The 18,373-nt window shown below is 64.9% G+C and carries 23 protein-coding genes; 12 read left to right on the top strand and 11 right to left on the bottom strand.

Annotated features, from left to right (window positions below; genetic code table 11):
* The 5 genes from IE113_RS00540 to IE113_RS00520 all read left to right on the top strand — a co-directional run bounded on the left by IE113_RS00540 (window position 1) and on the right by IE113_RS00520 (window position 4,913).
* Window positions 1–1,446, top strand: a complete 1,446-nt coding sequence (locus tag IE113_RS00540; RefSeq protein ID WP_189538475.1) for a TolC family outer membrane protein — start codon at window positions 1–3, stop codon at window positions 1,444–1,446.
* 62 nt (window positions 1,447–1,508) lie between these two features.
* The gene (locus IE113_RS00535; RefSeq protein ID WP_189538474.1) at window positions 1,509–1,967 is read left to right on the top strand and encodes a DUF2497 domain-containing protein; all 459 of its coding nucleotides are present in this window, start codon (window positions 1,509–1,511) and stop codon (window positions 1,965–1,967) included.
* Window positions 1,968–2,006: 39 nt separating this feature from the next.
* Window positions 2,007–4,106 carry a S9 family peptidase gene (locus IE113_RS00530; RefSeq protein ID WP_189538473.1) on the top strand — a complete coding sequence of 700 codons (2,100 nt, stop codon included), beginning with the start codon at window positions 2,007–2,009 and terminating at the stop codon, window positions 4,104–4,106.
* Window positions 4,107–4,110: 4 nt separating this feature from the next.
* Entirely contained in the window at window positions 4,111–4,545 is a 435-nt protein-coding gene (locus IE113_RS00525; protein WP_189538472.1) for an acyl-CoA thioesterase, read from the top strand.
* Complete coding sequence (locus tag IE113_RS00520; RefSeq protein ID WP_189538471.1) at window positions 4,542–4,913, top strand: (2Fe-2S) ferredoxin domain-containing protein; 372 nt, start codon at window positions 4,542–4,544, stop codon at window positions 4,911–4,913. The genes IE113_RS00525 and IE113_RS00520 overlap by 4 nt, the downstream gene beginning before the upstream one ends.
* Before the next feature lie 10 nt (window positions 4,914–4,923).
* On the opposite strand, the gene IE113_RS00515 is transcribed toward IE113_RS00520, so the two are convergent.
* Window positions 4,924–5,214 (bottom strand): hypothetical protein, encoded by a 291-nt coding sequence (locus IE113_RS00515; protein ID WP_189538470.1) that lies wholly within the window; start codon window positions 5,212–5,214, stop codon window positions 4,924–4,926.
* 116 nt (window positions 5,215–5,330) lie between these two features.
* Here IE113_RS00515 and IE113_RS00510 point away from each other — a divergent pair, with 116 nt between their 5' ends.
* Genes IE113_RS00510 through xth form a run of 3 tightly spaced genes read left to right on the top strand, consistent with a single transcriptional unit; the run spans window position 5,331 to window position 6,952 of the window.
* On the top strand, window positions 5,331–5,759 hold the full coding sequence (locus IE113_RS00510) for a CBS domain-containing protein (RefSeq protein ID WP_189538469.1): 429 nt from the start codon (window positions 5,331–5,333) through the stop codon (window positions 5,757–5,759).
* A gap of 43 nt (window positions 5,760–5,802) precedes the next feature.
* Window positions 5,803–6,135, top strand: coding sequence for an iron-sulfur cluster insertion protein ErpA (gene erpA, locus IE113_RS00505; protein WP_189538468.1), 333 nt, complete (start codon window positions 5,803–5,805; stop codon window positions 6,133–6,135).
* 37 nt (window positions 6,136–6,172) lie between these two features.
* Window positions 6,173–6,952, top strand: coding sequence for an exodeoxyribonuclease III (gene xth / locus IE113_RS00500; protein ID WP_189538467.1), 780 nt, complete (start codon window positions 6,173–6,175; stop codon window positions 6,950–6,952).
* 49 nt (window positions 6,953–7,001) lie between these two features.
* Here the strand turns inward: xth and IE113_RS00495 are convergent, their stop codons facing one another.
* The 10 genes from IE113_RS00495 to IE113_RS00450 all read right to left on the bottom strand — a co-directional run bounded on the left by IE113_RS00495 (window position 7,002) and on the right by IE113_RS00450 (window position 13,429).
* Entirely contained in the window at window positions 7,002–7,613 is a 612-nt protein-coding gene (locus IE113_RS00495) for a cell wall hydrolase (RefSeq protein WP_189538466.1), read from the bottom strand.
* 209 nt (window positions 7,614–7,822) lie between these two features.
* Window positions 7,823–8,155, bottom strand: a complete 333-nt coding sequence (locus IE113_RS00490; protein WP_308430024.1) for a DUF1491 family protein — start codon at window positions 8,153–8,155, stop codon at window positions 7,823–7,825.
* Window positions 8,152–8,640 (bottom strand): PaaI family thioesterase, encoded by a 489-nt coding sequence (locus IE113_RS00485; protein WP_189538465.1) that lies wholly within the window; start codon window positions 8,638–8,640, stop codon window positions 8,152–8,154. The genes IE113_RS00490 and IE113_RS00485 overlap by 4 nt, the downstream gene beginning before the upstream one ends.
* Window positions 8,615–9,076, bottom strand: a complete 462-nt coding sequence (locus tag IE113_RS00480; RefSeq protein ID WP_189538464.1) for a PTS sugar transporter subunit IIA — start codon at window positions 9,074–9,076, stop codon at window positions 8,615–8,617. Before IE113_RS00480 ends, IE113_RS00485 begins: the two co-directional genes overlap by 26 nt.
* Before the next feature lie 134 nt (window positions 9,077–9,210).
* Window positions 9,211–9,777 (bottom strand): ribosome hibernation-promoting factor, HPF/YfiA family, encoded by a 567-nt coding sequence (hpf, locus tag IE113_RS00475; protein WP_189538463.1) that lies wholly within the window; start codon window positions 9,775–9,777, stop codon window positions 9,211–9,213.
* 35 nt (window positions 9,778–9,812) lie between these two features.
* On the bottom strand, window positions 9,813–10,496 hold the full coding sequence (gene dnaQ, locus IE113_RS00470; RefSeq protein ID WP_189538462.1) for a DNA polymerase III subunit epsilon: 684 nt from the start codon (window positions 10,494–10,496) through the stop codon (window positions 9,813–9,815).
* 50 nt (window positions 10,497–10,546) lie between these two features.
* Window positions 10,547–11,164, bottom strand: coding sequence for a dephospho-CoA kinase (coaE, locus tag IE113_RS00465; protein WP_189538461.1), 618 nt, complete (start codon window positions 11,162–11,164; stop codon window positions 10,547–10,549).
* The gene (gene aroE, locus IE113_RS00460; protein ID WP_189538460.1) at window positions 11,161–12,018 is read right to left on the bottom strand and encodes a shikimate dehydrogenase; all 858 of its coding nucleotides are present in this window, start codon (window positions 12,016–12,018) and stop codon (window positions 11,161–11,163) included. The genes coaE and aroE overlap by 4 nt, the downstream gene beginning before the upstream one ends.
* Entirely contained in the window at window positions 12,015–12,599 is a 585-nt protein-coding gene (locus IE113_RS00455; RefSeq protein ID WP_189538459.1) for a Maf family protein, read from the bottom strand. Before IE113_RS00455 ends, aroE begins: the two co-directional genes overlap by 4 nt.
* Window positions 12,599–13,429 carry a pyruvate, water dikinase regulatory protein gene (locus tag IE113_RS00450; protein WP_189538458.1) on the bottom strand — a complete coding sequence of 277 codons (831 nt, stop codon included), beginning with the start codon at window positions 13,427–13,429 and terminating at the stop codon, window positions 12,599–12,601. Before IE113_RS00450 ends, IE113_RS00455 begins: the two co-directional genes overlap by 1 nt.
* 310 nt (window positions 13,430–13,739) lie before the next feature.
* Here IE113_RS00450 and hemE point away from each other — a divergent pair, with 310 nt between their 5' ends.
* The 4 genes from hemE (at window position 13,740) to rho (ending at window position 18,371) form a co-directional block, all read left to right on the top strand.
* Window positions 13,740–14,765, top strand: a complete 1,026-nt coding sequence (gene hemE / locus IE113_RS00445) for a uroporphyrinogen decarboxylase (protein WP_189538457.1) — start codon at window positions 13,740–13,742, stop codon at window positions 14,763–14,765.
* A gap of 14 nt (window positions 14,766–14,779) precedes the next feature.
* Window positions 14,780–15,223: a CopD family protein gene (locus IE113_RS00440; protein ID WP_189538456.1), complete on the top strand. Its 444-nt coding sequence runs from the start codon at window positions 14,780–14,782 to the stop codon at window positions 15,221–15,223.
* Between the two features lie 51 nt (window positions 15,224–15,274).
* The gene (locus IE113_RS00435; RefSeq protein WP_189538455.1) at window positions 15,275–16,936 is read left to right on the top strand and encodes an NAD+ synthase; all 1,662 of its coding nucleotides are present in this window, start codon (window positions 15,275–15,277) and stop codon (window positions 16,934–16,936) included.
* Between the two features lie 178 nt (window positions 16,937–17,114).
* Complete coding sequence (gene rho, locus IE113_RS00430; protein ID WP_189538454.1) at window positions 17,115–18,371, top strand: transcription termination factor Rho; 1,257 nt, start codon at window positions 17,115–17,117, stop codon at window positions 18,369–18,371.
* The last annotated feature ends 2 nt before the right edge of the window (window positions 18,372–18,373 follow it).

Here is an 18,373-nt window from a genome sequence, read left to right as displayed (position 1 = left end):
ATGCCGTCACGGAGGGGTCGCGTTGCCGTCCTGCTTGCGGGTTTCGCCCTGATCAGCACGCCCGCATTGGCTGACGATCTGCGCGAAGCCCTGGTGCTGGCGTACAATACCAATCCGTCACTGCAGGCCGCCCGCGCCCAGCAGCGCGCGGTGGATGAGACCGTGCCGATCGCCAAGTCGGCCGCCCTTCCCTCGCTGAGCGGCACGGCCACGTTCACCGAACTGGTGAAGCAAAGCACGCCGACCGTCGCTTCGCCCGAACGCGTGTTCGGCGCCTCCGCATCGCTCGGCATGCCGCTCTATGCCGGGGGTGGGATCAGGAATTCGATCCGCGCCGCCAAGTCCCGCGTCGAAGCCGGGCAGGCCGACCTGCGCGGCGCTGAAACCGGCGTGTTCAGCGCGGTCGTGGCGTCCTACATGGACGTCATTCTGGCCGAAGCCGTGGTCAAGCTGAACCGCAGCAACGTGGGTGTGCTGGAAGTGAACCTGCAGGCCACGCAGGACCGGTTCGAAATCGGCGACCTGACCCGCACCGACGTGGCCCAGTCGCAGGCCCGCCTCTCGCTGGCCAAGGGTCAGACCCGCAACGCGGAAGCCAACCTGATCGCCGCTCGGGAACGCTATATCCAGGTCGTGGGCAAGGCTCCGGTCGATCTGCAGGCCCCGCCCGCCCTGCCCGGCCTGCCCGGCAGCGTCGAAGAAGCCGTGACCATCGCTTTGGACAGCAATCCGGACCTGATCGCCGCGCGCCAACGCAGCAAGGCTGCCGGATTTGACAGCGATGCCGCCGGCGCTGGCCGCCTGCCGCGCATCAGCGTGTTTACCGGCGCGGACTATACCGATTACCTGGGCACCAATGGCGGCCCGGCCTCGGCCGTGACCCGGCAGGGCTTCACATCGGCCACAGCGGGCGTGCGGGCCACGATTCCGCTGTTCCAGGGCGGCCTGCCCGCCGCGCAAAAGCGCCAGGCCCAGGCCCGCGAAGGCGCGACGCTGGAGCAGGAAATCGCGATCGAGCGCGAAGTGATCGCTTCCGTCCGTGCGGCCTATGCCAGCTGGAGCGCATCGAGCGAGATCATCGCCTCGACCCAGAGCGCGGTCGATGCCGCCGCACTCAGCCTGGAAGGCGTGCGCGCGGAAAACACCGTCGGCAACCGCACGATCCTGGAAATCCTGAACGCCGAACAGGAACTGCTCAGCGCGCAGGTCCAGCTCGCTACGGCCAAGCGCAACGCCTACGTCGCCGGGTTCAACCTGCTGGCCGCGATGGGCAAGGCCGAAGCCCGCGATCTGGGCCTGGATGGCGGGACGCTCTATGATCCCGACGTCAATTACGACCGCGTCCGCAGCCAGATCTGGGATTGGTCGACCGATTCCGATCCCAGGGCGCTTGGCACCCGCACCGTTGACACCAAGCCGCAGGACGGTTCAGTAACCAGCCAGTGATTCCGTCCCGGCGTGGGACATGTCCGGATCATCGGGGCCGGATCATCGGGGGTTGAGTTCAAATGCGCCAGGTTGGTGAACCGTCGGTCGAAGAGATTCTTGCGTCGATCAAGAACGTGATCGCGCGCGACAATCGCGAGGATGCGGCGCAGGAACGGCGCGAACGCAGCGAACGCGGCCTCGCCAAGGCCGCACAGCGCTCCGGCCACGACGCCGATGAAGTGCTGGAGCTGGACGCTGCCGCCGTGATTGCCGACGATCCGGCCGATGAAGCAGGCCAATCCCCGCTGCTGAGCGCCAATGTCGCCAGCTCGATGCGCGAATCGCTGGCCGCGCTGGCCATGCTGGCGGAACCGGGCGTGCCGCCGCAAATCGTGCGCAGCGGCGAAACCTCGCTGGAAGCGCTGACTCGCGAACTGCTCCGCCCCGCACTGGCCGAATGGCTCGACAAGAACCTGCCGCCGCTGGTGGAACGCATGGTCGCCGCCGAAATCGCGCGGATCGTCGGGAAAAAGGGCTAACCCCTTTTCCGCCACGCGCCATCCCGCTAACCCAGTGGGATGAAGCACATCTCTGCCGCGCTGGGCGCACTGGCTGTAGCCCTTCTCCCCCACGCCGCCATGGCCGAAACCCGGCCGATGACGGCGCAAGACCTTGTAACCCTGAAGCGTCTAGGCGCGCCTGCCGTGGCCCCGGACGGGCAGACGGTGGTGTTCCAGCAGGTCGATACCGATCCGGTCACGCACAAGCGCACTCCCGGCCTGTGGCGGGTTCCGGCCAGGGGCGACGCGGCCACGCGCATCGCCGACTTGCCCGAAGCCGGTGAAAGCAGCCCCGCGTTCAGCCCGGATGGCAAGCGGCTCTATTTCATCTCCGGCAAATCGGGCCGCGACCAGCTGTGGTTTCTCGACCTGACCGATCCCGCCGCCACGCCGGTGCAGGCCAGCGACTTCAAGGCCGATGTGGCCGGCTTCCTGCTGTCCCCCAACGGTCAGCGCGTGCTGGTCTGGGGCGATGTCGCGCGTGATTGCCCGACGCTGGGCTGCGATTCCGATGGCAACACCAGTGAACCCGGCCCCGGAACGGGCCGCCTCTATCGCGATGGCGCGGGCTTCGTCCGTCACTGGGACAGCTGGGAAACCCCTGGCAACTACAGCCGCGGCTTCGCGCTGGCGCTGGCCGCGGACGGCAAGGTAACTGGGGAAGCGGCCGCACTGGATGGCCCGCCGGGAACGTTGACCGGCGATACCCCGTCCAAGCCGATGGGCGGAGCAGAGGAACTTGCCTGGCAAGCCGATTCGAACGGCGTGTTCTTTGCCGCACGACAAGCTGACCGGCACGAACCGATCTCGACGAACCTCGACATCTGGCATTCGCCGCTGGATGGCACCGCCCCGCATAACCTGACCGCAGGCAACAAGGCGACCGACACTCTGCCCGCCGCCTCACCCGATGGCCAGTGGCTGGCCTGGGCGGCAATGGAGCGGCCGGGGTATGAGGCGGACCGGCTGGTCGTGCAGCTGCTCAACCTCAAGACCGGGCAAAAGCGCGCCCTGACCGCAGGTTGGGACCGGTCGGTCAGTTCGCTGGCGTGGACGCCCGATTCGAAAGCCCTGATCGCGACCGCGCAGGATGTGCTCGACACCCCTGCTTTCCGCATCGACATTGCCAGTGGCAAGGCCCAGCGCCTGAAACTGGCGCCCAAGGGGCTGACCGAGGCGAACGTCGCCAATGTCGTGCCGCTGAAGGACGGGCGGATCGTTTTCACCCGCGATGCCATCGCGAATCCGGCAGAGGTATTCATCGCGGCCAAGGGCAAGCCGGGCACCCAGCTGAGCCAGGCCAACGCCGCCACTTTGGCCGCGCTGACGCCGGTCAGCACCACCCGCTACAGCTTTGCCGGGGCGCAGGGTGCCACCGTGTGGGGCCAGATCCACAAGCCCGCGAATGCGACGGCCAAGCTGCCGGTGCTGCTGTTTGTCCACGGCGGGCCGCAGGGCAGCTATAACGATTCGTGGTCGTCGCGCTGGAACCCCGCGCTGTTCGCGGCGCAGGGCTACGCTGTGGTGTCGATCGATTTCCATGGCTCCACCGGCTACGGGCAGGCCTTTACCGACGCGATCAACCGCGATTGGGGCGGCAAGCCACTGGAAGACCTCAAGAAGGGTCTCGACGCCGCACTGGCACGCGATGCCGCGCTGGATGGCACGCGAACCTGCGCGCTGGGTGCCTCCTATGGCGGCTACATGATGAACTGGATCCAGAGCGAGTGGGCCGACCGTTTCCAGTGCCTGGTCAACCACAACGGCGTGTTCGACAACCGCGGCATGGCCTATTCGACCGAGGAGCTGTGGTTCACCGAATGGGAGCACGGCGGCAAACCCTACCACGAGGCGCCGGAAGAATACGAAAAGTGGAACCCGGCCAGCCGCGTCGCCAAGTGGCAGACGCCGATGCTGGTCGTCCTCGGCGAAAAGGACTTCCGCATTCCCTACAGCCAGGGGCTGGGCGCATTCACCGCCTTGCAGCGCAAGGGCGTTCCCGCCGAACTGCTGGTCTTCCCGGATGAGAACCACTGGGTGTTGAAGCCGAAGAACTCGCTGCAATGGCACCAGACGGTGTTCAGCTGGCTCGATCGCTGGCTGAAGGCGGGGAAGTAAACCGATGCCCCGTCCCGATCCCGCCCTGCTGGACCCCGCGCGCTATCCATTCCGGCTGGAAACGACCACGCGCTTTGCCGATGTCGATCCCAACCAGCACCTCAACAACGTCGCGCTGGCGGCGATGATGGAAGATGGCCGGGTACGGTTCAATTTCGCCATCGGCTTTCGCGAGGCGATTGCCCCGCGCCGGGCCATGGTGGCCAGCATGGGGATCGAATACCTGGCCCAGGGGTATTTCCCCGATCCGGTCGAAGTGCGCTGCGCGATTGAAGGTGTGGGGCGGACCAGCTTCACCATCATCCAGCTGATGTCGCAGGGTGGGCGCAATGTCGCCTTCGCCCGCTCGATCATTGTCTGCACGGATGGCGATACGCCCTCGCCCATCCCGGACGATTTCCGCGCCCGCCTGATCAGCGACTGGAGCCTGCGGGCATGAGCGCCGATCCCGCCGAACTGGCCCGCGCGCGCGCCGCACTGAAAACTACCGGCGGGGACAACATCCGCCGCCACATCTTCCTCTGCGCCGAACCGCAGAAGGGCGAATGCTGCTCGCCCGAAGTCGGCGCGCCGGCGTGGAAATTCCTGAAGAAGCGCCTCAAGGAACTGGGGCTGGACCGCGATGGCGGCATTGCCCGGACCAAGGCCGATTGCCTTAAGATCTGCGCCGCCGGGCCGGTCGCGGTCGTGTGGCCGGACGGCGTGTGGTACCATTCCTGCACCCAGCCGGTGCTGGAGCGGATCATCCAGGAGCATCTGGTCGGCGGCGAGCCGGTAGAGGAATTCCGGTTGCGCCCCGAAGAGTAGCGCTGCGGCCCTAGCGCCGTTTCTCGATCTCGGTCGGGTCGATCACCGATTCGTCATGGCCGGTGCCGCTGGACAGGAACACCAGCCCCATCAGCGCGCCAACCATCATGACGATACCCACCGTGCCGACCGCCGATGCCAGGTAGACATGCGGTGAACTGAACCCGAAACTGGGCCATAACCAAGCTTCCACGGCGATGACGCAAACCAGCGAGGCCCAGCCCCAGCCGCGCATGAAACGGCGGAAGCGTGCCCAGGCGAAAGCCGCCCCTTCGGGCGTATCAAGGCTCGATCTGTGCATGACGGGCCGCTTTTGCCCCTGCCCGGCGCGCCCTGCAACCCCGGCATTTGCGCAGTCTGGCGCTGAAGGGCGAATCATGAGAAGCTGGCGCGATAACAGGAGCGGGAGAGGTTCCAATGACCATTGCACGGCTTATCGAGGGGCGAAGCAGTGAGGTCGTCAGTTGCGATGCGGCGCTAAGCGTGCGCGAAGCGGTGGCAATCCTGGCGGAACGGCGGATCGGGGCGATGCCGGTCTTTTCCGGCGGCCGGATCGCGGGGATCTTTTCGGAACGCGACGTCGTCTATCAGCTGGCCGCCAACGGACCGGCGATGCTCGGCCAGCCGGTCAGCTCGGCCATGACCGCACCGGCGATCACCGTATCCCCCCATACCGAAGTGCTCGAAGCGCTGGGCCTGATGACCCGGCGCCGGATTCGGCACTTGCCGGTGGTCGATGGCGGCGCGGTCATCGGCTTCGTTTCGATCGGTGATCTGGTGAAATACCGGATCGACCGGATCGAATCCGAAGCGGACGCGATGCGCACCTATATCCAGAGCGCCTGAGGGTATCCTTGCCGCACAGGCCGAAGCGCCCTACATCAGCGGCATGGACGCTCCAACGATGACTCTCAGCCCCTCCGCCGCGGCGCGCGTGGCGGCGATTGCCGCGAAGCAGGGCAAGCCCGCGATCCTGCGCCTGTCGGTCGAAGGCGGGGGCTGCTCCGGCTTTCAGTACAAGTTCGGCCTGGCCGATGCGGCGGACGGCGGTGATCTGGTGGTCGAAACCGATGGGGTGGCATTGGTGGTCGATCCCGTCAGCCTGGATCTGGTGGCCGGGGCAGAGGTCGATTACGTCGAATCGCTGGGCGGTGCGGCGTTCCGGGTGACGAACCCCAATGCCGCATCGGGTTGCGGCTGCGGCTCCAGTTTCGCGATATGATCAGCTCGCCTGACGGCTCGAACGGCACCGGCCGATCATGAAGATCGCATCCTACAACATCAACGGGATCAAGGCCCGCCTCCCGCGCTTGCTGGAATGGCTGGAAGAAACCCGTCCGGCGGTGGCCTGCCTGCAGGAAATCAAGACGCAGGACGAAGGCTTTCCCGCCGCCGAGTTCGAGAAGCTGGGCTATCATGCCATCTGGCACGGCCAGAAAGGCTTCAACGGCGTGGCGATCCTGGCAGATGGGACCAAGCCGGTAGAAGTGCTGCGCGGGCTTCCGGGCGATCCGGAAGACGAACAGTCGCGTTATCTGGAAGCGGACGTGTTCGGCGTGCGGGTGGCCTGTATCTACCTGCCCAACGGCAATCCGCAGCCGGGGCCGAAGTTCGACTACAAGCTGGCCTGGATGAAACGGCTGCGCGCGCGCATGGCGGAAATCAAGGCCGAGGAAGTGCCCGCGATCATCACCGGGGACTTCAACGTGATCCCGACCGATGCCGACATCTGGTCCCCCAAGGCCATGGCTGACGATGCCCTGATGCAGCCGGAATCGCGCGACGCCTATCTGCGGCTGCTGCACGATGGCTGGACCGATGCCGTGGCCACCCACAATCCGCGCGGCGGGGTGTGGACGTATTGGGATTATCAGGCCGGAGCGTGGCAGCGCGATCACGGTTTCCGGATCGACCATGCCCTGCTCTCGCCTGAACTGGCCGACCGGCTGGAATCCTGCGGGGTCGACAAGAACCATCGCGGGCGGGAAAAGGCCAGCGATCACGCGCCGATGTGGGTCCGGCTGCGGCCGGAGTCATAAAAAAGGGCCGGATTGACCCGGCCCTTTCAAATGCGTTTCGCCAATTGGCTCAGCGATAGAAGATGTGATTGTCGACCCGCGCCAGGCGCTGCAGGCGCCAGCCGGGCGACACACGGCTGGCGTGGAAGAACAGCGCGCCTTCCACCGGGCTGCGCCAGGTGCCTTCATGCGCAATCTGGGCGATCGCGACGGCTTCCTTCCAGTCGATCGACTGCTTCTTGATGTAGGGCAGCGCACCGCCGCGCACGAACGAGAACTGCGAGGGTTGGAACACCACGCCGCAGTAGCTGCCGGGGAAGCGGCCGGACTTGGACCGGGCAACGACGACGCGGCCAACGGCCAGCTGACCGGCCAGCGATTCGCCCTTCGCTTCGAAATAGATGGCCCCGGCCAGGCAATTCAGCTCGCTCGACAGCGCTTCGGGATGCGGCTGGGCGGCGACCAGTTCAGCGAGCGAGTCGGCAACGTCGGGCTCTGCCGACGGGACTTGCTGCACCTGCGGCTCGATCTGGGCCGGTTGAATTTCGGGGGTGGGTTCCTGGGGAACAGCCACGGGAACGAGGCTTTCCGCTGCGGCGCCGGAACCATTGGCGCTAAGAAGAATGGTAGTCATCATGGCGGCCACGGCAATCGCGCTGGCCTTGTTCAGTTTACTGCTCATCAAATCAACAAAACGGGCGGTGGACGCGCCCGACGCAGGTTGGTGAGGATGATCGCCAAATGGCCCCTTGCCCTCAAACCGGTACCTGCCGGCTGCCCCCCGTCTGCGTGCTAGCGAACCGGGCTGCGTGCCCGCTTGCGCCGCCTGCGCATCAAAAGGTTCGCGCCCCTAGATGCCGCAGTGCAGCAGAGTCAACCCGTCAAAGCTTGCTATCGGATGAACCGTTCCCCATCCGCGATATCCAGTTCGACAATCCACAGGTCCGGATCCTGCGCCCCGCGCCGGTCCAGCCAATCATAGAATTCCTGTTTGTTATCAGGCATTTCCGCCTTTGATTGCCGCCAGGAACGAGCACCTTCCAGATCGGGCATCCGCTCAAAAACCCGCGCACTTCCGCCACGTTCGGTCAAAACCAGCAGGATTGTGCCGGCGTCCGGCTCCCCCTTTTGCAGCACGCTGGCAAAGCCGCCCTCGGCGTTGGCGCGGCGGATCAGGGCGCCGACTTCAAGATGGGCAGGCAGGCGCGGTTCCAAGCCGGTCAACCGGTCAGGCCCGCGGCATACCCCGGCAGACCCGACAAGGCGATGCGGCTGCGCTGGAACGTCCCGGTGCCGCGCCCGATCTCCTCACCTTCGGCATCGACCAGTCGGGATTCCGCCACCAGCACCCGGCGGCGGCCGGAAATCCAGCGCCCTTCGGCAATCACCCGGCCGGATTTTACCGGGCGCGAAAAGTGCAGGTTGAACGAGGTGGTCAGCAGGAACTTGTCCGTGACCAGCGTGTTCGCCGCATAGAACGCGGCATCGTCAAGCATCTTGAAATAGATCGTGCCATGCGCGGCACCCGCGGCGTGATAACAGCGTTCGTCCACATCGAAGGCGATCCGCGCGGTGCCTTCGCCCGTGATCGTCAGCTGCGACGAGAACAGGCTGTTGACCGGGGCCGAGGCATAGAGCCCTTCCAGCGCGCGCCAGTGCAGCGCCGCGCCGGCCGGAGCGGCTTCAAGCGGCGTTGCGGTCGATGTCATTGGCGATGAGCGCATAGATTGCCTCTGCGCCGGGCGCTTCGGCTAGGGCGGTGTGCATCTGTTCGTTGCGCATCATCCGGCTGATCGCTGCCAGCGCGTGCAAGTGCGCGGCGCCCGCCGATTCGGGGGAAAGCAGGCCAAACACCATTTCCACCGGCATGCCATCCGCCGCATCGAACGCCACGGGCGAGGACAGGCGGAAAAACACCGCCACCGGCCGGGCCAGATCGGGAATGCGGGCATGCGGGATCGCCACGCCCCGGCCAAACCCGGTGCTGCCCAGCTTTTCGCGCTCCTCGATCCGATCCAGCACAAGTACCGGATCAAGCTGGTAAACTTCGGCAAAACGCCGCGCCAGCTGGTCGAGAATCGCCGGCTTGCTGTCTGCATCGATCGTGCCGACAGCTTCGGGCGTAAGCGTGAAAAGTGCGGTCATCGAAAGGCCCAGGTCCCAAAGTTGCCGGTCCGGCAAGTGCGGGGGAAAGGGACAGGATTGGAAACCCGGCGCATCAGCACCGTCAATTTCCTGCCCCTCGCCCCTTCAGAATGACCGCGCCTTTACGCGCTCAATCAGGAAGGTTCAACCCAGCCAATCGAACCGTCCCCGCGGCGGTACACCATGTTGTAGATGCCGGTTCCGGCATTCTTGAACAGCAGCGCGTTCGTATTGCGCAAGTCGAGCATCATCACCGCATCCGAAACCGTGGCTTCGGGAACATCGACGCGGGTCTCGGCAATGATGACCGGTGCATCGACGGTGACTTCCTCTGCTTCCGGTTCAGGCTCGACGAATACGGTATAGGCAGCTTCTTCCTGCCGCATCGCGTAGGCAGTCTGTTCGTGCCGGTCATTCAGGCGGCGCTTGTAGCGGCGCAGCTGCTTGTCGATCTTTTCAGCCGCGATATCCAGCGCGGCATGGGCATCGTGCGCCACGCCCGCACCTTTCAGGATCAGGCCCTGCATCACGTGGGTCACGATATCGCAGCGGAATGCCCCGGCGGGCGCGCGATTGAACGTGACGTGGGAAGACAACGCGCCGGTGAAGTACTTCGCCGCAATGGCCGCCATCCGCTCCTGCGCGTGGGCCTGCAGCGCTTCGCCAGTTTCGACCTGGTGACCGGAAACGCGAATATCCATGAAAACCTTCTCCTGTCGTTATCAATCGAACCGGGTCATTCGTTCCACAGGGGTGACTTCACCGATTCGAGGAAGGCGGCATGTGCCGCCAGCTCTGCCTCGCTCGCCGAATGGGGGCGGGCGGGGCGGAACACGCGTTCACGCACCGGCATGGCGACCGGTGCGGCAATGGTTTCCTGGCGGGCACCCGCCAGTTCGAGGCCGATCTGGCGGCCCCCGGTCAGCTCGACATAGACTTGCGCCAGCAGCTCCGCGTCGAGCAGCGCGCCGTGCAGGGTGCGGTGGCTGCGATCGATTCCATAGCGCGAGCAGAGCGCATCAAGGCTGAGCTTTGCTCCCGGATGGCGGACCTTGGCCAGCGCCACCGTATCGATCATCCGCGTCTTGCTGACCGGTTCCAGCCCGCAGGCTTCGAGTTCGGCGTTGATGAAGCCGAAGTCGAAGCTGGCATTGTGGGCGACCAGCATGGAATCGCCGATGAACTCAAGGAATTCCGCCGCCTTTTCATGAAAGCGCGGCTTGTCCGCCAGGAACGCCGCAGACAGGCCGTGCACCGCTTCGGCAGCGGCGGGCATATCGCGATCGGGGTTGAGGTAGCAGTGGAAGGTGGCCCCGGTGGTGACCCGGTTGACCATTTCGACGCAGCCGATTTCCACCAGCCGGTCACCGTTCCTGGGATCAAGGCCCGTGGTTTCGGTGTCGAAGATAATCTCGCGCATTATGGACAAGACATGGGCCTGTCCGCGCGGGGTGGCAAGGGGGTGAAAACCTATTTTTGACTGCCACCGACCGAGGCGATGATCGCATGGACCAGCCGCTGCACGACGTGGCGGGTTTCCGCCAGCGAGGTGCCTGTATCGATGACGTAATCGGCCCGCGCGCGCTTTTCCGCATCCGGCACTTGCAGCGCCAGAATCCGTTCGAACTTCTCCACCGTCATGCCCGGTCGGGCCAGCACCCGTTCACGCTGCATCTCCGCCGGAGCCGAGACAACCGCTACCGCATCGACCGATTGCCAGCCGTCCTTTTCATAGAGCAGCGGCACATCGAACACGATCAGCGGCGCATCGCGGTTGTCGGCCAGAAACGCGCGGCGCACTTCGGCAACTTCCGGGTGGACGATCATTTCCAGCCGCTTCAGCGCATCCGGATTGCCGAACACCGCGGCACCCAGCTTGATCCGGTCAACCCCGTCCGGCCCGGTCGTTCCGGGAAACGCGGCTTCAATCGCGGGCAGCAACGGCCCGCCCGGTCCCTGCAATTCGTGCACCACCGCGTCGGCATCGAACACCGGCACGTTCAGGCCCTGGAACATCGCCGCCACGGCCGACTTGCCCATCCCGATGGATCCGGTCAGGCCAAGGATGAAGGGGCGATGTTCGGTCATGTCGTCAGCACCTTGCGCAGTTCTGCATCGTGTTCACGCGGGGCCGGGGCGCCGAAGAACTTCTCGAACGCCACTGCCGCCTGCCCGATCAGCATGGCCAGCCCATCGACCGTTTCCAGCCCGCGCTGACGCGCTTCGATCAGCAGGGGCGTATCGAGCGGGTGCGTGACGATGTCATAGACCGCACTGCCGGGCGGAACGTGGCTGAAATCCACGTCGAGCGGCGGCTTGCCGGCCATGCCCAGCGGGCTGGCGTTGATCACCAGATCGAGAATCCGGTCACGATCGTCGAAGGCAAAGTCGGTCGGCGGGGCAAAGTGCGCCAGTTCGACCGCGTGATGCTCGCCCCTAGGGGCCAGTTCATCCAGCAGCGCACGCGCCTGCGCCGGTTTGCGCGCCGCAACGACCAGCGTGAAGCCCTGGTCCGCCAGTGCGGTAATGATCGCCCGCGCCGCGCCGCCAGCGCCGAAAATACGCGCCATGCGATACAGGTGCGTCTGGTCCAGCAACGGCTGCAGCGGTTCCAGAAACCCCGGTGCATCGGTGTTGTAGCCGGTCAGCGTGCCATCTTCGGCACGCACCACCGTGTTGACCGCGCCGATCCGGGCGGCAGCCGGATCGATCCGGTCGAGCAGCGGCATGATCGCCTGCTTGTGCGGCATCGTTACGTTGCAGCCGCGCCAGTCGGGATCGGCCCGGCGGCTGGCGACGTAATCGGCAAGACCCTCCGCCGTGACGTGACAGGCGCGGTAATCGGCATCGATTCCCAGTTTGCCCAGCCAGAAGCCGTGGATCGCGGGGGACTTCGACTGGACGACCGGATCGCCGATCACTTCGGCATAAGGGCGGGTCATGCCGGAATTTCCCCAGCCTCGCGCAGCGCGGCCAGCACTGCCAGCAGCGGCATGCCCAGCACGGTAAAGTGGCTGCCGGTGATCGCTTCAAACAGGTTCACCCCCAGCCCCTCGATCCGGAACACGCCCACGCAGGCGCCCACTTCGGGCCATTCGGCGGTCAGATAGCCGTCGATGAAATCCTCGCTGAGCGGGCGAACCTGCAACACGGCGCATTCGCCATGCTGCCAGGTAATCGCGCCGTCGCGGGCCAGCGCCACCGCGCTGTGCAGCCGCATGGCCTGCCCCGAAAAGAACCGCAGGTGCTCGGCCGCTTCGGCGCGGCTGCGCGGCTTGTCGAACCGGCGACCCGCCACTTCGACCAGGCTGTCGCTACCCAGCACCAGCGCGCCGGGGCGCTGCGCGGAAACGGCCAGCGCCTTGGCCTGTGCCAGGGCCAGCGCGATGGCATTGGGATCGGCACCGGCCAGCCCGGCCTCGATTCCACGCTCATCGACGTGGGCGGGGCAGGGCGTGAACGGCACGCCGGCGGCTTCCAGCATCGCCTTGCGCGATGCACTTTGCGACGCAAGCACCAGCATCAGTCGGCCCGGCCATCCTTGGGCGCGCGGAATTCGTTGTAGAGATTGATCACGGCGGCAGCGGTTTCCTCGATCGAGCGACGGGTGACGTCGATTACCGGCCAGTCGTTATCGGCAAACATCCGCCGTGCATACTGCACTTCACGCGCGACCCGGTCCTGATCGACATACGCGGTTTCGGGCGCCTGGTTGAGCGAGAGCAGCCGGTTGCGCCGCACCTGGATCAGCCGGTCGGGCGCAGTGGTCAGCCCCACGACCAGCGGATGCTTCAGCCCGAACAGCGCGGTCGGGGGCGGGCTTTCCACCACGATCGGGATATTGGCGACCTTGAACCCGCGATTGGCCAGATAGATGCTGGTCGGCGTCTTGGACGAACGCGAAACGCCCGCCAGCACGATGTCGGCTTCCTCCCAGTCTTCCCACATCACCCCGTCATCGTGGGCAATGGTGAACTGGATCGCATCGACCCGGGCGAAATAGGCCTCATCCATGATGTGCTGCCGGCCGGGACGGGCGCGCGGGTGCTGGCCCAGCGCGGATTCCAGCGCTTCGACGGCCGAATCCAGCACCGACACCACCGGCAGGCCCAGTGTCCGGCACCGCTCCACCAGCTTGCCGCGCAGTTCGGTGCTGGCCATGGTGTAGAACACCAGACCGGGGTTGTCGGCGATGTCGCCCATGATCCGGTCCAGGTGTTGCTGGGACCGGACCATCGGCCAGAAGTGCCGGACCACGTCCGCCCCTTCGAACTGCGCGAGCGCCGCCTTGGCAATGGCTTCCAGCGTTTCACCGGTGGAATCCGACAGCAGATGCAGGTTGAGACGGGGCATTGTGGCTCCCTGTGGACAATTCGCCGCATAAATCACGGGACGAACGCGGGGACAAGTTCAGAGGCGGATTCCATGCCCGTTAAGAGGAGTCATTTGCGTCACTTGTGGACAGGTGGAAAGCGTTGCCCACAGGCTGGGGATAACCGGGATAACCTTTGCTTGACGCCGAGGCGGACAGAGTCGCGCTGCGCGTCACCCCTGTTCAGGCCGGGACAAATCAGGCAAGGCGCGGTTGTTCGCGCTATCCACAGGCCAACTACACCCAAATCCTTATTAAGAATCTTATTAGTTATTGGATTGGAATCCCTCGATGCCCGGTTTGCTCCTTCGTACCCTGCGTGGTGAAAATGCCAGCCAGCGCCCGGTGTGGCTGATGCGCCAGGCTGGGCGCTATCTGCCGGAATACCGGGCCTTGCGAGCGAAAAAGGGCGGATTCCTGCCGCTGGTCTATGACAGCGCGGCAGCGGCAGAGATCACCCTGCAGCCGATCCGGCGGTTCGGCTTTGACGGCGCGATCCTGTTTTCCGACATCCTGATCGTGCCCTATGCGATGGGTCAGGACTTGCAGTTCCTGGCCGGTGAAGGCCCACACCTCTCGCCCCGGCTGGTCGATACCGCGCTGAGCAGCCTGACCGCCGTGCCGGAACGGCTCAGCCCGATTTACGAAACGGTGCGCCAGGTCCGCACCGCCTTGCCCGCCGACAAGACCATGCTGGGCTTTGCAGGGAGTCCGTGGACGGTTGCGACGTACATGGTCGCCGGTGAGGGCAGCCGTGACCAGCACGAGACGCGCGCCATGGCCTATCGCGATCCGGCCGCATTCCAGGCGATCATCGATGCCATCGTCGACGTCACCGTGGACTATCTGGCCGGACAGATCGAGGCGGGCGCGGAAGCGGTGCAACTGTTCGACAGCTGGGCGGGAAGCCTGGCTCCGGCCGAATTCGAACGCTGGGTGATCGCCCCCAACGCCGCGATTGCGGACCGGATCAAGGCACGCTTCCCCGACACGCCGGTGATCGGCTTCCCCAAGGGCGCGGGTGAGAAGCTGCCCGCCTATGCCCGCGAAACCGGGGTCCACGCGGTGGGGATCGACGAAACGATCGATCCGCTGTGGGCGGCAAAGGAATTGCCCGCCGGTCTGCCGGTGCAGGGCAATCTCGATCCCTTGCTGCTGCTGGCCGGCGGAGCGGAGCTGGAGCGGCAGGCGCTGCGCGTGCTCGATGCCTTTGCGGATCGGCCGCACGTGTTCAACCTGGGCCACGGGATCGGTCAGTTCACGCCGATCGAGCACGTCGAACAATTGCTTGCCCTGGTGCGCGGCTGGCGCGGATAAGTTATCATGGGTTCATGCAAGAGGTCCTTTCCGTGACATATCTCTGGCTCAAATCCGGCCACGTGATCTTCGTGATCTTCTGGATGGCCGGGCTGTTCATGCTGCCGCGCGTGTTCGTCTATCATCAGGAATGTGCGCCGGATTCGCCCGATAATGCGGCGTGGATCCAGCGGGAGCGGCGCTTGCTGAACATTATCATGTGGCCATCGCTGGTGGTTAGCTGGGTGCTGGGGCTGATGATCGCGTGGTCGATGGGCTATTTCACCTCCGGCTGGTTCCACTTCAAGCTGGCCGCCGTGCTGGGGCTGACGGCCTATCACGTCTGGCTGGCGGGCTATGCCGCCGCACTGGCGCGGGGTGAGCGCAAGCTGAGCGGGCGGGCGCTGCGGATGATCAACGAGATTCCGGGCATCACCATCCCGCTGATCGTCATTCTGGTGATCGTGCGTCCGTTCTGAGCGCCGTGAGCGGCATTGCGTGAAAGGGGCTTCCCCGCCTAGGGTGCGGGCATGACCGACAGCCTCTCGATCACGCTTGCCCAGTTGAACCAGTCCGTTGGCGACATGGCCGCCAATTCCGCCGCGATGCTGGCTGCGCGTGACCGTGCGCGCAGTGCGGGTGCGGACCTGATCGTCTTCCCGGAAATGCAGCTGATTGGCTATCCGCCCGAAGATCTGGTGCTGAAACCGGCGCTGATCGAACGCGCTGCCACTGCGCTGGAGCAACTGGCACTGGCGACGGCAGACGGCGGCCCGGCGATGCTGGTCGGCAGTGTGTTCGTGCGCGATGGCAACCTGCACAACGGCGTGGCGCTGCTCGATCAGGGCAAGATCGCAGCGGTCCGCTTCAAGCACGAGCTGCCCAATTACGGCACTTTCGATGAAGTGCGCCTGTTCGAGCCTGGCCCGCTGCCCGAACCGATCGTGTTCAAGGGCGTGATGATCGGGCTGCCGATCTGCGAGGATATCTGGCACCCCGACGTATGCCGCCACCTGGCCGATTTCGGCGCGGAACTGCTGATCTGCATCAACGGCAGCCCTTATGAAATCGACAAGGACACGCTGCGGATCGATGGCGTGGCCAAGCGCCGTGCGGTCGATACTGGTCTGCCGCTGGCCTATCTCAACCGTGTTGGCGGGCAGGATGAACTGGTGTTCGACGGGGCCAGTTTCGTGGTCAACGGCGATGGCAGCTTGGCCGTGCAGATGGCTGACTGGGAAGAACAGGAAGTACTGACCCGCTGGACCCGCACCGCCACCGGCTGGCGCTGTGACCGGGGCGTGGTGGAGCCGCTGTCCGACCATCCGGAGGACATTTACTGCGCGATGGTGCTGGCGCTGCGCGACTATGTGGATCGCAACCGCTTCCCTGGGGTGGTGCTGGGCCTGTCGGGCGGGATCGACAGCGCGATCTGCGCCGCGATTGCCGCCGATGCGCTGGGACCGGAGCGGGTGTGGTGCGTGATGCTGCCCAGCCGTTTCACCAGCCAGGAAAGCCTGGACGACGCGACCGAATGCGCGCGGCTGATCGGCTGCCGCTATGACACGATTCCGATCCAGCCTGCCGTCAGCGGGTTCGACGCGATGCTGGAAGGCAGTTTTGCCGACACCAAGGTCGATCTGACCGAGGAAAACCTGCAGTCGCGCATTCGCGGCGTCACGCTGATGGCGCTGTCGAACAAGTTCGGACCGATGCTGCTGACCACTGGCAACAAGAGCGAAATGAGCGTCGGCTATGCCACGATCTATGGCGACATGGCGGGCGGCTACAACCCGTTGAAGGACGCCTACAAGATGACCGTGTTCGCGGTTTCGAAGTGGCGCAACCGGCACAAGCCCAAGATCGGGCTGGGGCCGGACGGGCCGGTAATCCCGGAAAACATCATCACCAAGCCGCCCAGCGCCGAACTGCGCCCGGACCAGAAGGATTCGGATTCGCTGCCCGAATACCCGGTGCTCGATGCGATCCTGCTGGGGCTGGTGGAACACGATAAGAGTGTCGACCAGCTGGTGGGCGAGGGGTTTGAGCGCGATACCGTGGTGCGGATCGAACGGTTGTTGCACCTGGCGGAATACAAGCGCCGGCAGGCCCCTCCAGGCGTCAAGCTGGGCACCCGCAACTTTGGCCGCGACCGGCGCTATCCGATCAGCCACGCGTTCCGTTCGGCCTGATTTCCGGCCCGAACGGGCTGGTTTGCGTTGACAGGACCCTCGGTGCGGGCGTATCCGCAGCGTCGCTAACCGGCATGACACCGCGCCCTTGCGCGCGGAATGATCCGCTTTCTCCAAGCCCTTCGATCAGCCGGCCATTTCAAGACCTGACCCAAGACAAGCTGGAATCGAATTTCCGATGCACCTGAAAGAACTCAAGAAAAAGACTTCCGCCGAACTGGTCGAAATGGCCGAGGAACTGGGCGTTGAAGGCGCATCGACCCTGCGCCGCCAGGACCTGATGTTCGCGATCCTCAAGGAATTGGCCGAAGACGGTGAGCAGATCCTGGGGATCGGCACGATCGAAGTGCTGGCCGATGGCTTCGGCTTTCTGCGCAGCCCCGAAGCGAACTATCTGGCCGGTCCGGACGATATCTATGTTTCGCCCAACCAGGTCCGCAAATGGGGCCTGCGCACCGGTGACACGGTGGAAGGCGAAGTCCGCGCGCCCAAGGATGGCGAACGCTATTTCGCGATCACCAAGCTGATCAGCGTCAACTTCGACGATCCCGAAGCGGTCCGCCACCGCGTCAATTTCGACAACCTGACGCCGCTCTATCCGGACGAGAAGCTGAACCTCGATACGCTCGACCCGACGGTCAAGGACAAGTCGGCCCGCGTGATCGACATTATCAGCCCGCAGGGCAAGGGCCAGCGCGCGCTGATCGTCGCCCCGCCGCGCACCGGCAAGACCGTGCTGCTGCAGAACATCGCCAAGGCGATCACCGACAACCACCCCGAAGTGTTCCTGCTGGTCCTGCTGGTCGATGAACGGCCGGAAGAAGTGACCGACATGCAGCGCAGCGTAAAGGGCGAGGTGATTTCCTCCACCTTCGACGAACCGGCCACGCGCCACGTGCAAGTCGCTGAAATGGTGATTGAAAAGGCCAAGCGCCTGGTTGAGCACAAGCGCGACGTCGTGATCCTGCTGGATTCGATCACGCGCCTTGGCCGCGCCTACAACACCGTGGTGCCGTCATCGGGCAAGGTGCTGACCGGCGGCGTGGACGCCAACGCGCTCCAGCGTCCCAAGCGCTTCTTCGGTGCGGCCCGCAATATCGAGGAGGGCGGCTCGCTCTCCATCATCGCCACCGCGCTGATCGATACCGGCAGCCGCATGGACGAAGTGATCTTCGAAGAATTCAAGGGCACCGGTAACTCGGAAATCGTGCTGGACCGCAAGGTTGCGGACAAGCGCATCTTCCCGGCGCTGGATGTCGGCAAGTCCGGCACCCGCAAGGAAGAGCTGCTGGTCGGCAAGGACAAGCTGTCGAAGATGTGGGTCCTGCGCCGCATCCTGATGCAGATGGGCACGATCGACGCGATGGAATTCCTGCTCGACAAGATGAAGGATTCCAAGACCAACGAAGACTTCTTCGCGACGATGAACCAGTAAGG

Origin of the sequence: Novosphingobium arvoryzae, assembly GCF_014652615.1 — a bacterium.
Taxonomy (GTDB): domain Bacteria; phylum Pseudomonadota; class Alphaproteobacteria; order Sphingomonadales; family Sphingomonadaceae; genus Novosphingobium; species Novosphingobium arvoryzae.
This window is presented reverse-complemented; position numbering and strand designations above follow the sequence as displayed.

Bases quoted from the DNA above. Each gene is read 5' to 3' on its own strand.
- IE113_RS00525 (WP_189538472.1), top strand. From the start codon at position 4,111: ATGCCCCGTCCCGATCCCGCCCTGCTGGACCCCGCGCGCTATCCATTC.
- erpA (WP_189538468.1), top strand. From the start codon at position 5,803: ATGGACGCTCCAACGATGACTCTCAGCCCCTCCGCCGCGGCGCGCGTG.
- IE113_RS00450 (WP_189538458.1), bottom strand. From the start codon at position 13,429: ATGCCCCGTCTCAACCTGCATCTGCTGTCGGATTCCACCGGTGAAACG.
- IE113_RS00535 (WP_189538474.1), top strand. From the start codon at position 1,509: ATGCGCCAGGTTGGTGAACCGTCGGTCGAAGAGATTCTTGCGTCGATC.
- dnaQ (WP_189538462.1), bottom strand. From the start codon at position 10,496: ATGCGCGAGATTATCTTCGACACCGAAACCACGGGCCTTGATCCCAGG.
- IE113_RS00510 (WP_189538469.1), top strand. From the start codon at position 5,331: ATGACCATTGCACGGCTTATCGAGGGGCGAAGCAGTGAGGTCGTCAGT.
- IE113_RS00540 (WP_189538475.1), top strand. From the start codon at position 1: ATGCCGTCACGGAGGGGTCGCGTTGCCGTCCTGCTTGCGGGTTTCGCC.
- hemE (WP_189538457.1), top strand. From the start codon at position 13,740: ATGCCCGGTTTGCTCCTTCGTACCCTGCGTGGTGAAAATGCCAGCCAG.
- IE113_RS00515 (WP_189538470.1), bottom strand. From the start codon at position 5,214: ATGCACAGATCGAGCCTTGATACGCCCGAAGGGGCGGCTTTCGCCTGG.
- IE113_RS00435 (WP_189538455.1), top strand. From the start codon at position 15,275: ATGACCGACAGCCTCTCGATCACGCTTGCCCAGTTGAACCAGTCCGTT.
- rho (WP_189538454.1), top strand. From the start codon at position 17,115: ATGCACCTGAAAGAACTCAAGAAAAAGACTTCCGCCGAACTGGTCGAA.
- coaE (WP_189538461.1), bottom strand. From the start codon at position 11,164: ATGACCGAACATCGCCCCTTCATCCTTGGCCTGACCGGATCCATCGGG.
- IE113_RS00495 (WP_189538466.1), bottom strand. From the start codon at position 7,613: ATGAGCAGTAAACTGAACAAGGCCAGCGCGATTGCCGTGGCCGCCATG.
- aroE (WP_189538460.1), bottom strand. From the start codon at position 12,018: ATGACCCGCCCTTATGCCGAAGTGATCGGCGATCCGGTCGTCCAGTCG.
- IE113_RS00455 (WP_189538459.1), bottom strand. From the start codon at position 12,599: ATGCTGGTGCTTGCGTCGCAAAGTGCATCGCGCAAGGCGATGCTGGAA.
- IE113_RS00530 (WP_189538473.1), top strand. From the start codon at position 2,007: ATGAAGCACATCTCTGCCGCGCTGGGCGCACTGGCTGTAGCCCTTCTC.
- IE113_RS00520 (WP_189538471.1), top strand. From the start codon at position 4,542: ATGAGCGCCGATCCCGCCGAACTGGCCCGCGCGCGCGCCGCACTGAAA.
- hpf (WP_189538463.1), bottom strand. From the start codon at position 9,777: ATGGATATTCGCGTTTCCGGTCACCAGGTCGAAACTGGCGAAGCGCTG.
- IE113_RS00480 (WP_189538464.1), bottom strand. From the start codon at position 9,076: ATGACCGCACTTTTCACGCTTACGCCCGAAGCTGTCGGCACGATCGAT.
- IE113_RS00440 (WP_189538456.1), top strand. From the start codon at position 14,780: ATGCAAGAGGTCCTTTCCGTGACATATCTCTGGCTCAAATCCGGCCAC.
- xth (WP_189538467.1), top strand. From the start codon at position 6,173: ATGAAGATCGCATCCTACAACATCAACGGGATCAAGGCCCGCCTCCCG.
- IE113_RS00485 (WP_189538465.1), bottom strand. From the start codon at position 8,640: ATGACATCGACCGCAACGCCGCTTGAAGCCGCTCCGGCCGGCGCGGCG.